General features: G+C 39.3%; 13 protein-coding genes. 9 read left to right on the forward strand and 4 right to left on the reverse strand.

The features are described 5' to 3' along the window. The first annotated feature begins 91 nt into the window (after positions 1–91). Positions 92–829, forward strand: coding sequence for an IS6 family transposase (locus C9J47_RS00735; protein WP_107251799.1), 738 nt, complete (start codon positions 92–94; stop codon positions 827–829). A 164-nt stretch (positions 830–993) separates the two neighbouring features. On the opposite strand, the gene C9J47_RS26945 is transcribed toward C9J47_RS00735, so the two are convergent. Continuing rightward, positions 994–1,170 (reverse strand): hypothetical protein, encoded by a 177-nt coding sequence (locus C9J47_RS26945; RefSeq protein ID WP_170107404.1) that lies wholly within the window; start codon positions 1,168–1,170, stop codon positions 994–996. Between the two features lie 63 nt (positions 1,171–1,233). Between C9J47_RS26945 and C9J47_RS00740 the strand changes: the two genes are divergently transcribed. From C9J47_RS00740 to C9J47_RS00760, 5 genes are all read left to right on the forward strand, one after another. Further along, entirely contained in the window at positions 1,234–2,955 is a 1,722-nt protein-coding gene (locus C9J47_RS00740) for an SgrR family transcriptional regulator (RefSeq protein WP_107251800.1), read from the forward strand. A 319-nt stretch (positions 2,956–3,274) separates the two neighbouring features. Beyond that, a complete protein-coding gene (locus tag C9J47_RS00745; RefSeq protein WP_107251801.1) occupies positions 3,275–4,012 on the forward strand; it encodes an IS6 family transposase in 738 nt (245 codons plus the stop codon). Between the two features lie 319 nt (positions 4,013–4,331). Continuing rightward, the gene (locus C9J47_RS00750; protein WP_107251802.1) at positions 4,332–5,519 is read left to right on the forward strand and encodes a putative manganese transporter; all 1,188 of its coding nucleotides are present in this window, start codon (positions 4,332–4,334) and stop codon (positions 5,517–5,519) included. A 503-nt stretch (positions 5,520–6,022) separates the two neighbouring features. Beyond that, the gene (locus C9J47_RS00755; RefSeq protein WP_107251803.1) at positions 6,023–6,733 is read left to right on the forward strand and encodes a helix-turn-helix transcriptional regulator; all 711 of its coding nucleotides are present in this window, start codon (positions 6,023–6,025) and stop codon (positions 6,731–6,733) included. 203 nt (positions 6,734–6,936) lie between these two features. Further along, positions 6,937–7,104, forward strand: coding sequence for an addiction module component (locus tag C9J47_RS00760; protein WP_107251804.1), 168 nt, complete (start codon positions 6,937–6,939; stop codon positions 7,102–7,104). A 102-nt stretch (positions 7,105–7,206) separates the two neighbouring features. Here C9J47_RS00760 and pdxH read toward each other — a convergent pair whose 3' ends face one another. After that, positions 7,207–7,842 carry a pyridoxamine 5'-phosphate oxidase gene (gene pdxH / locus C9J47_RS00765; protein ID WP_107251805.1) on the reverse strand — a complete coding sequence of 212 codons (636 nt, stop codon included), beginning with the start codon at positions 7,840–7,842 and terminating at the stop codon, positions 7,207–7,209. A 214-nt stretch (positions 7,843–8,056) separates the two neighbouring features. On the opposite strand from pdxH, the gene C9J47_RS00770 reads away from it, so the two are divergent. From C9J47_RS00770 to C9J47_RS00780, 3 genes are all read left to right on the forward strand, one after another. Then, a complete protein-coding gene (locus C9J47_RS00770) occupies positions 8,057–9,877 on the forward strand; it encodes a sensor histidine kinase (protein ID WP_245903228.1) in 1,821 nt (606 codons plus the stop codon). Beyond that, a complete protein-coding gene (locus tag C9J47_RS00775; RefSeq protein WP_107251806.1) occupies positions 9,874–11,226 on the forward strand; it encodes a sigma-54-dependent transcriptional regulator in 1,353 nt (450 codons plus the stop codon). Before C9J47_RS00770 ends, C9J47_RS00775 begins: the two co-directional genes overlap by 4 nt. 352 nt (positions 11,227–11,578) lie before the next feature. Next, a complete protein-coding gene (locus tag C9J47_RS00780) occupies positions 11,579–13,573 on the forward strand; it encodes a bifunctional diguanylate cyclase/phosphodiesterase (RefSeq protein WP_245903231.1) in 1,995 nt (664 codons plus the stop codon). Positions 13,574–13,638: 65 nt separating this feature from the next. Here the strand turns inward: C9J47_RS00780 and C9J47_RS00785 are convergent, their stop codons facing one another. Together C9J47_RS00785 and C9J47_RS00790 are read right to left on the reverse strand one after the other, a co-directional pair. Further along, positions 13,639–15,300, reverse strand: a complete 1,662-nt coding sequence (locus C9J47_RS00785) for a flagellar assembly protein A (RefSeq protein WP_107251807.1) — start codon at positions 15,298–15,300, stop codon at positions 13,639–13,641. 430 nt (positions 15,301–15,730) lie between these two features. Further along, positions 15,731–16,126: a hypothetical protein gene (locus tag C9J47_RS00790; RefSeq protein ID WP_107251808.1), complete on the reverse strand. Its 396-nt coding sequence runs from the start codon at positions 16,124–16,126 to the stop codon at positions 15,731–15,733. Positions 16,127–16,153 lie beyond the last annotated feature (27 nt).

The following is a 16,153-nucleotide window of genomic DNA, read 5'->3' on the forward strand; positions in this document are numbered from 1 at the left end:
TCATGGTGTCATCATTGAAATAGGGGTCTGTTGCAAAAAATTTAACCAAGGCTCAGAATCCCTTATTTTCCCTCTCTAATCTAGCGACTCAATGACCAATCCAGAATTCAAATGGAAACACTTTGCTCCTGAAATCATCCTTTGGTGCCTTCGTTGGTATGGTTCGACACCAATGAGCTACGCGAACCTCTGCGACATGCTGGCAGAGCGAGGGATTTCGGTTAATCGCTCGACCATTTATCGTTGGTTCATTGAATATGCCCCGACATTACGCAAGAAGTTACGTCGCCATCAATTCATCCGGACAGACTCATCGTGGCAGCTCGATGAAACCTACGTCAAAGTGAAGGGGAAGTGGCACTACCTTTACCGTGCCATCAATAAGCAAGGCGAGACGCTGGATTTCTATTTCTCCCGCAAACGTAATAAAGAAGCCGCGTATCAGTTCCTTAGGCGTTGCCTGAGATATTACGACATAGATAATCAGCCTAAAACGTTAAACACAGACAAACATTCCTCATACGCCAATGCGATTGCCCGCTTAAAGAAGGAGGGACGACTGCGAGCGGATGTCGAGCAGCGGCAAGTTAAGTGCCTCAATAATGGCATAGAGTCCGATCACGCCCCCATCAAGAAGCTTGTTGTAGCCACCGGCGGTTTCAAAATACGAAAGCGAGCCTGGTTAACCATCCAGGGATTCGAATCATTACGGATGTTGAACAAAGGCCAGTTTGATTTTTGGCTTCGTCATGATGAACGTAAAACCCTTGTGCGGGAGAGATCCGCCTTCATGAATCGTTTATTCAATGTTGAAGTGATTTACTCGTAATTTTAAGTCAATGACTGGCTAGATCTGCCTCATCAGATTATTTGCAACAGCCCCGTATCGACAGAAATTGACATGATTACTTTTACCGTAAAAATAAAACTTTCATCTTTTGGCTCTGTCGCAAAGTTCTGTAGAAGTACAAGTGTACTGATTTTCAGATACAGTTAGGCTGCTAGCGCGTAAAACTGCTCCCAAAAAATCAAACATAAGACGATAACACCGAGTAAAAAAGCGTGTTGGTATGTTTTGTTTTTGTTCTTCTTCACTGTTGAGCGGCATTTAAGCCTAGTTGCGTGACGTTCAGCATTTAAGGTATAACGGGGATAATATATAGGGGTCATAGTTACCAGCTCCTTATTCTTTATATGTTTATTATCTAAATATTTACCGGAATAAAGAACGATATGATGTCTAATCAAGGTTCCCCTTTTATCTCATTGGTTCACTTACAGCGTTTGAAGCAACTGTATAGTGCTTTTGGCCAGACGCCATCTTATGTCGATATGAATCAACTGACAGGCATCTTTTTCTGCTCAGACAGAAATGCCAGTAAGTTAATGAACATATTAAAAAATAAAGGCTTTATTGAGTGGGTGCCAGGGCGGGGGCGCGGTAATAAATCGGCCCTATCACTACCAATGTCTTTTGAAGAAATACTACTGAAACAGCTTGAGTATCAAGTTTGTTCAGGGAAAATCAATGAGGCGTTCGTATACGCTGAGCACTTTGAAAAGCGCACTCTTTTGCAAAAGAAGCTTCCCCTTTGGTTGAATGAAACAAAAGTTGAGTTATCAAAAGCAAATACCTTACTGTATATCGTGTCTTATTCATTCCCAGAATGTCGACCTATGTATGCACGGTCTTCCAGTTCTATCTTGTTATTAGAAGCAGTCTTCGACACACTCGTTCGTTATGACGAAGACACAGGCAAAATTCGTCCTCATCTCGCACATCATTATTATTTTAAGGATAATCAGTACCACTTCCGATTACGTCCTGATATCTATTTTCATAATGGTGAACGATTAAGGCCACAGCATATAAAAAGTTGTTTTGATTATCGTTGTATAACAGAACATCCCTATCTGATTTTATATCGTCATGTCGAAAAAATAGAAATAAAAGATGATTGGGTCATCTTTCATTTGAAACAAAAAGATCCCACCTTTTTACACCTATTGACTGATATCCATAGTGCAGTCTTTTATATGGATCCGACTCAAACCAAGGTCTCTGAAGATAAATTTAACCAAGCTATTGGAACAGGGGCATATAGCCTCTTTCACCAAGAAAAAGATCATTGGATATTGAGTAAATTTGACCGTTATTTTGGTATTGGAGGATTAATTGAACGTGCGGAATTTTGGTCTACACAACATCAAGAAGCAATTCAATCAGGGCATGTTTATGAAAAATGTCCCGTTCAACCGGAAGACCATGAAAACGCCCATTCTGTTGAGCAGCATGCTTGCGTTACTTTAGAGTTTGCCAACCATAAGAATCCATTAAGTATTGATGAACGGGCTTGGTTAATACACAAGATTCGACAGTTTGCTGTAGCTCACAACACACCAATCAACTCACTTGCCAATAGTATTATGCCTTACCATCAAAAAAGAGCCTTTCATCTTTTTCATCATACGATGAAAAAGCCAGAGAGAACTATTTCGGTTCAATACCGAAAAGGGGATGAATGGGAGTTAAAACCACTCTTTGACTACCTTGATTTATACGGTATTTCAGTTTCACATCATGTCGTCGAAAGAAGTAATTATCCATGGAATGGTAGTGACGGTGTTGATTTGTATTATAGCTGTTATGTCTTTGGTAATAATCTGTCTTTTCAATACTACGAATGGTTACTCACAGGTAATATTTTTCAAACCTGTTTAAATGTAAAAGAGCGACGTAGCCTGTTACTTTTTGTTGATACCATAATGCAAGAAAGTAGTGATAATACTGATTTTATGGAAAAGCTTTACCGTGGAGAAGATTGGTTAATTCAAAATTGCCATTACATTCCGTTATGGCGTGATCACGCCTTCTACAACATCTCAGACAAACTACATGGTAAGAAAATGGACAACATGGGTGTGATGTCGTTAGCTCAACTTTGGTTAGAGTAAGCTAACAAATAAGAATCGCTATGTTCATGATTAGGTGCCTCAACCCGAACAAAATTCAGGGTTGTTCGACGAAACTTATTGTCGCTAGCAATGGATTTAAACAACGAAAACGCGTCTAGCTGATCATTACCCTCAGTGATAACACTTTTGATAATGTATTACATTTTATCGTTACTTAAACACACTGATTAAATTGGACTTCACGATAAGGCGAGTGTTGTACTTCACTGAGAGGGCTCTGTTGCAAATAATTGGGTCTGTTGCAAAAAATTCAGCCAAGGCTCAGAATTCCGTCTTTCCCATCTAACCTAGCGACTCAATGACCAACCACGAATTTAAATGGAAACACTTTGCCCCTGAGATCATCCTTTGGAGTCTTCGTTGGTATGGTTCGACCCCAATGAGCTACGCGAACCTCAGCGACATGCTGGCAGAGCGAGGGATTTCGGTGAATCGTTCGACCATTTATCGTTGGTTCATTGAATATTCCCCTAAATTACGTAAGAAGTTACGTCGCCATCAATTCATCCGGACTGACTCATCGTGGCAGCTTGATGAAACCTACGTCAAAGTGAAGGGGAAATGGCACTACCTTTACCGTGCCATCAATAAGCAAGGCGAAACGCTGGATTTCTATTTTTCCCACAAACGCAATAAAGAGGCTGTTTATCAGTTCCTTAAACGGTGCCTGAGATATTACGACGTAGATAATCAGCCTAAAACGTTAAACACCGACAAGCATTCCTCATACGCCAATGCGATTGCCCGTTTGAAGAAGGAAGGACGACTGCGAGCGGATGTCGAGCAGCGGCAAGTTAAGTGCCTCAATAATGGTATTGAGTCCGATCACGCCCCCATCAAGAAGCTCGTTGTAGCCACCGGCGGTTTCAAAATACGAAAGCGAGCCTGGTCAACCATCCAGGGATTCGAATCATTACGGATGTTGAACAAAGGCCAGTTTGATTTTTGGCTTCGTCATGATGAACGTAAAACTCTTGTGCGGGAGAGATCCGCCTTCATGAATCGTCTCTTCAATGTTGAGGTTGTTTACCAGTAATCATTGAGCCCATCACTGGGGTCGCTCTGCCTTACCTGATTAGTTGCAACAGACCCATCGATTTAATGTTAACTAAAAACAGGATGAAGACGCTGCAGCTCTAGAGACATTGAATTAACAGATTTGGTTTTCTGGCATAATCGATGGATTTATTAAGGGGGCTGAATCTAATATTGAGTTATGGCAGATGAAGTAGAACAAGGAAAGTTAATACAAAGATCAAACAACATACGAAATCTATTGATAATGGTTATCATTTGCATTTAAATATACCGATACTCTTCTTTTTCGCGATTGAACATTTCGGAGCTATTTATTTATGGCATCACAGATCAAGCAACCAAGCCAGCTACAAGAGCATACAATATGGCGCTTAACGAATAAACGCCTCATCCTTCCTATTGTCTTGCTTGCTCTACTCGTGGTGACGAATACCAGAGAGATCACTATTTCTGTTTTATCTGATGCTTTTTGGCAAGTCGCAACTTATGTTGCAGCAACCCTTGCTATCTACCATGCGATTTCATCACGATTAAGTAATACCAATAAGCTTACTGGGCTACTCAATAGAAGTGCTTATTTCCAGGTTTTATTTTCTGCCTCTATGGGGGCTTTACCAGGGTGCGGGGGGGCGATTGTTGTTATTACGCAATATGTAAAAGGTCGGCTCAGTTTTGGTTCCGTTGTTGCCGTACTCACCGCAACCATGGGAGATGCAGCCTTTTTATTGCTTGCAGCCCAACCTAAAACTGGCTTATTGGTTATCAGCATAGGATTTGTTGTAGGTTTGCTCTCTGGTTGGATTGTCGATGCTATTCACGGTGAGCATTTCATGCGACCTGCCATTAAAGACACACCTATCCCATCTTGTGCTAATAAAAAGGAAGCACATCAACCCCCACTAAAGTTACAAGGTCACTTTTGGAAATGGATGTTATTACCAGCCTCGGTTATTGCCATTATGGGGTCATTGCAAATTAACATTGATCACTTTTTTCATCTTGAAAACGGTACGATCAACGTTATTGGTGCAGCTGCGGCCATTGTTTCTATTATTTTGTGGGCGATAAGCCGAGACATTACAGATTATGAATCTGCGGTATCAGAAGATCCCAAAGAGCAAACCAATACACTTTTTCAACGAGTCGCTCAAGATACCAATTTTGTAACAAGCTGGGTAATTTGTGCTTTCTTATTATTTGAATTAACGATGTATTGGACCGGAATCAATTTAGCATCAGCATTTACAGAATGGTCTGCTTACATTCCCCTTATGGGGGTTGTTATTGGTTTACTGCCAGGCTGTGGTCCTCAAATATTAGTCACCAGCCTCTATATCAGTGGTGCAGTGCCACTGTCTGCACAGTTGGGCAATTCAATCAGCAATGACGGCGATGCTTTGTTTCCAGCAATTGTACTTGCACCTAAAGCAGCCCTGATGGCAACGATATATTCGTCGATCCCAGCAGTGATTGTTGCTTACGGCTATTACTACCTTTTCGAATAAGAAATCACTAAATATGAATTTTTCACGTATTTTGCATGGTAAGTTAATCAATTATCCGTCAATAAATACGTATATTCAGGCAATAAAATAGCAAAAATTAAAGATATAAACACGACAAACAAATATTAGCCGAGGTGTCAATAGGTGATTTCCCCCCTTCTTTGTTGGTCCTCTCTCGGTTATAGTTTCTTTCGTAGACAGGGAGCATACTTCACTGCTATCTGCCTGCAGTATCCAACTTTGGATACATGCCAATAGAGTTTACTTTTATATATACCCTCATATTTTAGATATGAACTTTATTGGATACCTCTTCTACACGTCGTACAGGATTGTGCTCTTCGGAGTCAAGCTCTTGTCTTTGCCGGTCTTATGACCGGCTTTTTTTTACCTTTATTTACGATTTTGTTTAATAAACACTCCGCTTCTGGTTGTAACATTTCTGCTATCTATTAGACTAACTCTCATTCTCAATTTAATCCTGATACTGCTAGGCTAAACGAGTGAAAGACAACATTGATCCATCCTTGCTCCATATTTTTAATCAACTTCCTGGTTGCTGGGGGTGTAAAGATGAAGATTCTGTCTTTGTTTACGCTAATTCAGAATACGGGAAAATAATAGGTGTTGATCATCATTTAGATTGTATTGGTCGCACTGATTTTGATATGCCAAGCCCAACCATTGAATGTGCTCCCTCATTCCAAGAGCAGGATGTGCAAGTAATGACTTCAGGCCAGCGCATGCGAGTGCTTGATATACACCCTTATTCAGACGGAAGTTGGCGTGCACACTTATTCACAAAAACACCGTGGAAGAATGAAGAGAATAAAACGGTTGGTACTATTTTTTCAGGTGTAGAACTAACAGATACCGCGATTCTAGAAGTCGGACATTGGATTTGCCGAGCCGCAGGTATTAGTAAAAATGATCAGGCTTCATTTAGCTTAGATTTACATAATCAAAAGGTAGCCATTAATACTCGTGAATCTGAAGTGCTTTTTTTATTACTTTACGGAAAAAAGCCTCAGTACATTGCAAAGGTACTTAATGTCTCAGTAAAAACAGTAGAAAACTATGTGTTGCGGTTACGTGAAAAATTTAACGCCAACTCCAAAGCAGAATTAATCGATTTAGCATTAGATTTAGGTTTTGGATCGCATATTCCAGAAAGCATGTTAAAACGCCAACTATCTGTAATACTTAAAGAATAATTAAAAAACACAGTTCTTTCATATAATCCATGAATCTAAGTTTACGGTAATGAGGCTATTCCTTTAAATAATCAATTTTCAGATCAAATTTGACTCAGCTTAATAAAGCTAAAATACGTCCCATGAACCGCCATACAAGATGGCAATAAAAGCTGAAACGATACAATAAGTGCATCAGACTATTGATTATCATTGGGAATAATATGAAACCGTTTACAATTACTTACGTTATACATCCGCATTTTAATATACCGTTTAAATTTAACATTTTAGCGAACTCTGAAATTGATTCGATCAAAAATGCGGAAGAAGCCTTAAATACACGTCACCCTGAAGGGGTTAGTATCGTGACCTCAAATGAGCAATATTGATTAATAATACTTTTGATAAATAGAAAGCTCAGTATATTCAGATCAAACAAATAGAAGCGTAGCTATTTCACTACACTTCTATTTGATAACATTTAGTTACATTTAAGGTGCTAGACGATCAATATTCCAATGTGATGATTCATGTGAATATATAAAACGATCGTGCAAACGGTTTTCTCCACCTTGCCAAAACTCAATCGAGTTAATTTTCACACGATACCCCCCCCAAAAAGTAGGTACAGGCACTTCACCTTGGGCAAATTTTTGTTTCAGTTCTAAATATTTGCCTTCTAACGCTTGTCGTGCAGAAATTCGATTACTTTGCTTACTTGCCCAAGCCGCTATTTGGCTTTCTTTAGGGCGAGAGGTGAAATATTTCATAACCTCTAACGAAGACAGTTTTTCGACCTCGCCTGTAATATGAACTTGGCGTTCAATAGCATGCCATGGAAAATGCAGACTTATCTTTGGATTATGGCTTAAATGAAGTGCTTTACGACTACCCAAGTTGGTATAAAAAATAAAGCCATCACGATCAAAATGTTTCAGTAAAACGATACGTTGAAAAGGTTGACCTGATTCATCGACAGTAGCAACAGTCATCGCCGTTGGATCAGCAATTTTGGCATCTATCGCCTGCTGCAACCACTTCTTAAATAAAGGTAGTGGTTCATCTGGTAAATCATTACGACGTAGTCCACCTCGCGTATACTCACGACGAATATCAGACAAATCCATTGTTATCTCCGTTTATTGGCTCAAGCCTATATGCAATGATAGAAATTGTGCGCTTTGCTAATACGAAAAACAAGTACCAGCCTAACCTTAGCTTCTTTTCTTCAATAATTTATCCCTGATATATACTATGATGTTAGATCTCTGCAAGCGACTTCTTGTTTTCCAGACCTAAAATTTGTTAGCGTTTCATTCTAAATAAAAGCTAGGTGCTAACGTGCAAAAGAAAAAATACCTCACTTTACTCATCATTATTGGGCTGCTGCTAAGTGGACTAATAGCCAATGTGACTTATCAGCAAGCAAAAACACACCTTTCCGATAAAATTATCAATGATGTAAACCAACTTGGCGAAAAGTTAGATGCCCAGCTATCGCGTTATAGTCAATTACCCGAGGTGCTATCTAACGACCCACGACTATTAGCGCCACTCATTACAGACAAAACATCGACGACTCCTATTGCACAGCAATATCAAACAACCAGCCTTCTATTAGAAACATGGGCTGAAAATATTAACGCCGATACCATTTATCTCATAAACCAAGCTGGCAATACAATTGCGGCAAGTAACTGGCAAAGTGACAAAAGCTTTGTTGCTCAGAACTACAGCTACCGGCCTTATTTCAAAGAGGCGATAGCTGGAAATCTTGGTCAATATTTTGCTCTAGGCATCAGCTCGCAAAAACGCGGTTATTATTTTTCAGCCCCCGTTTATGAGCAAGATAACATTATTGGCGTATTGGTGATCAAAGTCGATTTGTCTTTAATAGAAGATATTTGGCAATACGATCAGATTGAGTATGCTATTACCGATAAGCAAGGCGTCATATTTTATAGCTCTGAAGATAACTGGTTATATCGTTCACTGACTATTTTAGATGATCAACAACGAGAACAAGTTGTTGCTTCACGCCAGTATGGTAAAACAGAGCTCAGTGCACTCAGTGAATACCAAGATTTAGCAACCTTTGAGCGCCAAGAAATCAGCAGTATAAAAACACCAGATAATGGAAAAAAGAACGCCTATCTTATCGCGCACCACAGCATGGATAAAGCAGGTTGGAATATTTATGGATTTAGCCCAATCAGTACTGCCTATCTATATGTTATGCAAGCTATTGTCATATTTACTGCTTTTTACATGTTGCTATGTTTTGCCCTTATGTCTTGGTTACAAACCATACTGACTAAAAAAGAGTTAGCACAACTCAATGATAAATTAGAACAGTTAGTCGTAGAACGAACACATAACTTATTAGAAACCAACCAACAGCTACGCGATACCATTGAGCAATACGAGCGTAGCCAAGCAGAATTAAGACAAACTCAAAATGAATTAGTACAAGCCGCAAAATTAGCAATGCTCGGCGAGCTTTCTGCCAGTATAAACCACGAAATCAATCAGCCATTAGCAGCAATGCGCACCTATGCGGAAAATAGCCGCAAGCTTTTGGTAAAAGAGCGCTATGATTCTGTCGCTAACAACATCGATGAGATAATTAAGCTCAATATAATGGTGTCTGAAATCATTGCGCGATTTAAAATTTTTGCTCGTAAAACATCAATAGAAACCAATAGCTGTACTGTTGCTGCTGACTCTATACGCTCATCTGTCAGCTTATTACGAAATAAACTAATCAAAAGTGGGGTGATTTTACGCTTAGGCGAACTACCTGATCACTTACGCGTTAGCGCAGATGCCGTTCAATTAGAACAGGTGCTTATCAACCTATTGCATAATGCCATTCAGGCACTAGAACATACCTACTCACCTCAAATCGGCGTACAGTTAACTGACAAAGGTGACAATGTCGAAATTCGTGTATGGGATAACGGCCCGGGTCTCGATGAATCTCAGAAACAACGTATTTTTACCCCTTTCTTTACCACAAAAAAAGATGGATTAGGCTTGGGACTCACTATTTCGAAAAGGATCATCGATTCTTTTTCTGGCAGCCTGATCATTCAAGATCATAGTGAAGGTGGTGCAGAATTTATCATCAACCTGCCTTGCATTACTAAGGATGTACAATGAACAAACATGTTATTTTCATTGATGATGAGAAGCCAATTCGTGATGCACTAGGGCAAACATTAGAACTTGAAGATTACGACGTAAGCTTATTTTCAAGTGCAAAACCAGCATTAGATATTATCGATAATCATTATACAGGCGTGATCATATCAGATATCAATATGCCTGGTATCGATGGGTTAACCTTCTTAAAGCGCGCCTTAGCCATAGATCCGGAACTATCTATCATTCTTTTAACCGGCCATGGCGATATAACCATGGCCGTAGATGCCATGCGGATCGGTGCATATGATTTTCTAGAAAAACCTTTTTCAACGGAAACATTACTCGACGTAGTGAAACGAGCGGGCGATAAGCGCGAGCTTATTTTAGAAAATAGAGAACTGCGCCGTGAATTAGAGGCGCAAAGTGGTCCTGGCCCCCGGATCCTAGGCAGTAACCCACAAATAAAGCAGCTTCGCCGAATTCTAAGTCATATAAAAGATACCGCTGCCGATGTAATCATTCAAGGTGAAAATGGAACTGGAAAAGAGCTTGTAGCCCGCTTCCTACATGATCATAGTGCCCGACAAAATAAACCTTTTATCACAATAAACTGTAACGCTATACCGCAAACGATGATCGAAAGTGAATTATTTGGTTTTGAATCCAGCACATTTTCGAGTGGACAAAAAAAACGTTCAGGAAAGCTTGCGCATGCAAACGGAGGAACACTTTTCTTAAATGAAATTGAATCGATGCCTGCGCCTCTTCAAGAAAAACTGTTACGCGTTTTGGAAAATAGAAATGTTGAACCTTCAGCCATCAATCAAATGATGGATCTTGATATTCGCTTTGTTAGTGCAACTAAGAAAGACTTAAAAGTGATGAGTGAACGAGGTGAATTCAATCAAGACCTTTATTATCTCCTAAATGTTGTGAGTGTGAACCTTCCCCCTTTACGCGACAGAAAAGATGACCTATTGATCTTATTTCAAAATTTCACACGTACGGCATCAACACGCTATGGTATTGAGCACCCAGTCATTAGCCCAGAACAACAAACTAAACTGCTCGAATATGACTGGCCGGGAAATGTGCGTGAATTACGGAACCTTGCTGAACGCCTAGTTTTAATGGGAGACACGGTAAGCCTGAGTAATGAGGGGGAGATAAGTGATGAGCAATTTAATTTAACCCTGAGCGATCGCGTGAACCGGTTTGAATTCACATTACTTTGCGATGCGTTAAGACGCCATAATGGGTGTTTGAAAGAGGCGCAAGAAGAACTCGGCCTAGCAAGAAAAACGCTATACGACAAAATGAAGAAACACGGTATTGATAAATACGATTTTAAAGTAACGCATTAAATTATACTGCCGTTAGCCGTTACTTCACTCGCAATGGGTAATACTGTTCGCTCGGTAGTATTACCAATATCCTTAATGGCTCATTAAAGCCCTGTACCCAAGTTACCTCAAGAACCCTAAAATACCCCCATAAATTGCATGTAACTGCCTCTTCTTACATTTTGTATTCGACTCATATATCGAAAATGACGTCATTAGAAAAAACTGTGTGAATGATTGGAAGTAGATTTGCTAAATTATATTTATCTCGTACTTCCTTCAATTCAATCAGTTACTCTCAATTTTAGCATGAGAAAAACGATTCAAAACTAGGTCCGCTAAAAATAGTCTTAATCACGATGGTTGAAATAGCATGACTTTATACAAACAACTTACTTTAGGTGCAATCGCTTGTAGCTTTACGGTTTGCTTAGTTTTATTTATGGTTCTGTGTTTCTCAAATACTACAGTATTAAAGAACCAACAAGAAAACTATATAGAACAAATACTATCGTCAAATATCACAGTATTAACATCAATAATAAACCGTGATATTCCCCAAAAAGAAAAAACACAACTCGTTGAATCAGTCTTAAATAGCCTCCTAGATCAACCTATGATCAGTAGCGCGAGTTTCCAAGTAAATACAAATTCTTTTGATAAAAATTTAACGAATAGCAAACAATACAACACTAGTGCTAGCATGCCAGCGTGGTTCAAATTCACCTTTCCTATTAACTCATTAACGGTATCTAAGCAGCGAATAGACCCTTTCGTAACACTAACGATTGCCACCAACTCGGCATATTCTTACCAGCAACTGTGGTCAAAGACATTACACAGTGGATTCATAGCATTCGTGCTTTTTTTCATTAGCCTTTTCTTGACCATACCTTTACTTACTTATCGTTTACGCGCCTTAAAAAAAATTACGGCATATTCTGTTCGACTACAAAGCGGAAAACCTTACCAATCAATCTCATTACCACCGCAGCAAGATTTACGAACAATTGTCAAAATGATGAATCAGATGCACGCCCATCTAGAAGTTAACTTCAAAGAGCAAGCTCACGAAGCCGTCAAATTACGAGAGCGCGCGTACCGTGACGAAGTTTCAGGGCTTGGCAATCGTACTTTTTTTATTAACGAATTAAATTCTTGGCTTAAAAAATCACATAACGGTGGGTTGGCAATAATAAAGACGACCCTTATTGATGATAATTATCACAGCTTTGGTTATGAATCTGGCGACAACCTAGTTAAACAACTCGCATCTAAACTTAATGAATCCATTATTTATTCTGACTTAATTCTTGCTCGTTTATCCACGGATGAATTTGCTATTTTAGTACCTAATATTACCGTCGAAAAATTAAAATTAATGGGTGAAACAATATTAAGTGTTGTCGAAAAGGTACAATTTGATTCATCTATTCAAGACGAGCAATCAACCCGTGTTGGATTGCTACTAAACGATATACCCACCACAGCAGGAACTTTGCTCACTCAGCTCGACAATGCATTATCAAAAGCAGCACAGGATCCTCAGCAGCCAGCGGTGTTAGTTAAAGGGTCTCAAACTGAAACAGCACTGGGGAAACAGCAATGGAAATCTCTCTTGTTAGAATCCATTGCCAATAATTACTTTGTATTTCATTTTCAGCCCGTCATATTTAAAGAAGCAGATATTTACCATTTTGAAGTGTTAACATCGATAAAAAAGGGAAAAGAAGAATTCAGCGCTGGACAGTTTTTGGGGGCACTTGAAGATCTTGGGATTGGAAGCTTATTTGATCGACACGTTATACAAGACATTATTAAAAAATTAAATCACAACAGAAAGCTAGGTCCCCTTGCTGTAAACCTGACTTATAGCAGTATAAGTGATCCAACCTTCATCAGATGGCTAGGCAGCCTACTTCAAAATAACAAAGCACTTGCTGGGCGATTATATTTCGAAATACCAGAATCCAGTTTTATCAGACAACCCGATGCGACCGGTTTATTATGCTCAGCTATGCAGTTTAACGAGGTTGGGTTTGGCGTCGATAACTACGGACGTCATTTCAAATCACTAGATTACCTTAATGAATTCCGCCCTAATTACGTCAAAATAGATTTTGCTTATACGCATCAATTAAATGATCAAACGAAGTCGGATTTGTTAGCTTCTATTTCACGCACAGCTCACCGATTAAATATAAAAACAATTGCCACAAGAGTTGAGACAGAAACACAGCTAGAAAGGCTTTCCGAATTATTTGTTAATGGATTTCAAGGCTATATTATCGAAAAAAGAAATGAAGGATTGGTTAAAAAAGATATGATTGGTAGTTTATCAGCCCCTAATAGTATTAAGATGCTATAAGTAGACTTCAATTTACAGTGTAAAGCAAAAGAATCAAAAGCGAATTTACAGTGTAAACTAGACAACTAAAGTGGGATGATTTCTAGTTTATTAGCGGAGTACATAATACGACAGGGGCCGTGTTCTTCGTTAACATTCATTGTTAATCTTTCTAAACGGCAACTTACACCAGAAAATAAGTGATTAAGCGCAGCAATAGACACAGCACCACGCACCTCTTCATATTCACTTTGAAGGCTTCGGTAATGTTCTTTTAACAAGGACATTTTTTTTACGTGCTTATCCTTCGTCTCCATCACCTTCATTACAAGCTCAATTGGCCTTTTGGTACTCGGTATTTGCAGCAGTTTAAATTCAACCTCACGGATTTTATTCATTTGAATTTGTTCGTCTTCAAGCAACCTAAAAGTATCATTTAACTGATTACGCAAATCATAGTATTTACTAAAGGCTGAGATTTCTGTCGGTGTACCAGCCAAGGCACCAATATTAAGTGCTTTAACACTGTAAGCCGCCTCGGTAATCCCACCACTCAATGTTCCATGCCGTTTGAACTGATCGAGTACAATAACTTCACCTTGAGAACGGATATGGCAATGTAGTGCATGGAGTGATAACTCCACATTGCTTCCAGCATCAATATCAACATATTGGGCAAATTTGCTGGTTACCTTACCCTTTGCTTTAATATAACAGGCTAGATGCCCATCACTACTATGCTGCGGCTTCCCAATAACACCATTAATAACGACGACATCACCGCCAGCATTTAATTCAGCAAGTTCAACAAAGCCACTCACTGAAATATTACCCGTCGCTGTCACTTTCATTCCGGACGTAACATCGCCCTGTACAACAACACTACCATCAAAATTAATGTGTCCAGTTGTGGCATTCACACCTTTAACAATTAATGCATCATCAACTTGCATCCCGTTCTTTGTAATTAAAGGGATACCTGATTTCGTTGCAACTAGTAAATTTTCGTTGTTTTCACTAATAGCGGTACCATCACCGACCGTAAATTCCACTTCTTGCCCTGCAACACAATCGATATCGTTACCAATAACATTGAAACCCACGATACCGGCTGTTGCGGGAATACGGCGCATTATTGCTTGGCTTGTTGTTACACTCACCATCTCACCAAGATTTAGCATATCAACGGTACCATCAGCCTTATGCTGCGGCCGTAATACACGCTGACTAATATCCTCAACTAAAGGCTTAAATTGGCTATCAGTCCCATTTTCTGCAGGTTTACCAAAGGCCACGATCAAAGTCAGCTTCTCTCCAGAGACAAGTGACTGCCCTTTTGTTAGTAACTCTTGCAGCTGTACTTTGCGAATACCTTTAATAATATGATTATCTTTCAGTGCCGAAAGTAGCTCTTTCGCAGTCACCCGATTGCCACCGTAAGCACCAACTATGGTCATTGAAGCTGTCATTAGGTCTGGCGATGTTTTTACAATTAGCGTCGCAGAGCGTTTTTCTGCAATAATAATGGTTTTAGGTTCGACTGAAATATTCGATGCAGAGTCACTGTTGAGAACTTCAAGTGCAGAATCAATAGCATTTTCAAAGATAAAAAATTGATTCGCATTAATATTTGAAAGTGCAGCGTATACATCCCCTCTCGACACCTCCATTTCAGCATCATTCAACGGCTCTACACGTAAAGAGACAGTATGACCTTGCTGAGACAGCTGGAGAGGCTGTTGTGACATAGCGGGATCCTTCACTCTAAATTATATCCATTCATTTAAAAGCCATAAATCGTGATGTTCAGTCAAACTTCAACTATTACATATTAACCTAACCATCAGTATAACAGGAGTAGACGAGTCACAATTCGGGATGAGAGACAATGGAGAATATCATAGAAGGCTCTCTATCGTCGTAACTCAAGCCACTGTTCTGTAGGGAAGCTAAGAATATAAAATATAAACATTAATAATTGCAATATTAAGTAGAGGGGGCATCTGAAATAACTATATATAGGCGTATTAGATACAAATAAAAGGGTTTAAAATACCACTAAATAAATTGGCAAATGCATGTAAAGCAGAGATAAAAAGGGATGTGATGCGTATTAACAATGTTTATCACCCTGAGTATTCAGGGCGTCTTAGCAAACATTATAGCCGCATAATTAAATTAGAGCAGATCAGCAATCAGCAAACTCAGTTCTTGATCTGTTAATCTATCATTTTGATGGAATTCGTACGTATAAGAATCAGCACTATCACTAGCCATTTCTTGCATTGTAATATAGCCGTTCATTTGATGAATGCCTTGCAAACTCAGTTCGTAAGATCCCAATACATCTAACTCACGGTCAGTGATTATTATCATACTATTTCGGCATAGACGAACAATCGATACTTTAAGCCCCACATCATATGCATGTGAATTTGTGAACATCACATGTTTATATAAACGCGCAGCCACACCACCATTGCTTAATGTATAAGAAACGTTTGCTCTGGTTATCGAATGAATAGGGTCCGATAGTTGCTTAAGTACTTTACTTTGAATTTTGACTAAACTCATGACACTCTCCTAAATACAATGATTCCT

It is taken from the genome of Photobacterium indicum, from assembly GCF_003026215.1.
GTDB lineage: Bacteria > Pseudomonadota > Gammaproteobacteria > Enterobacterales > Vibrionaceae > Photobacterium > Photobacterium indicum.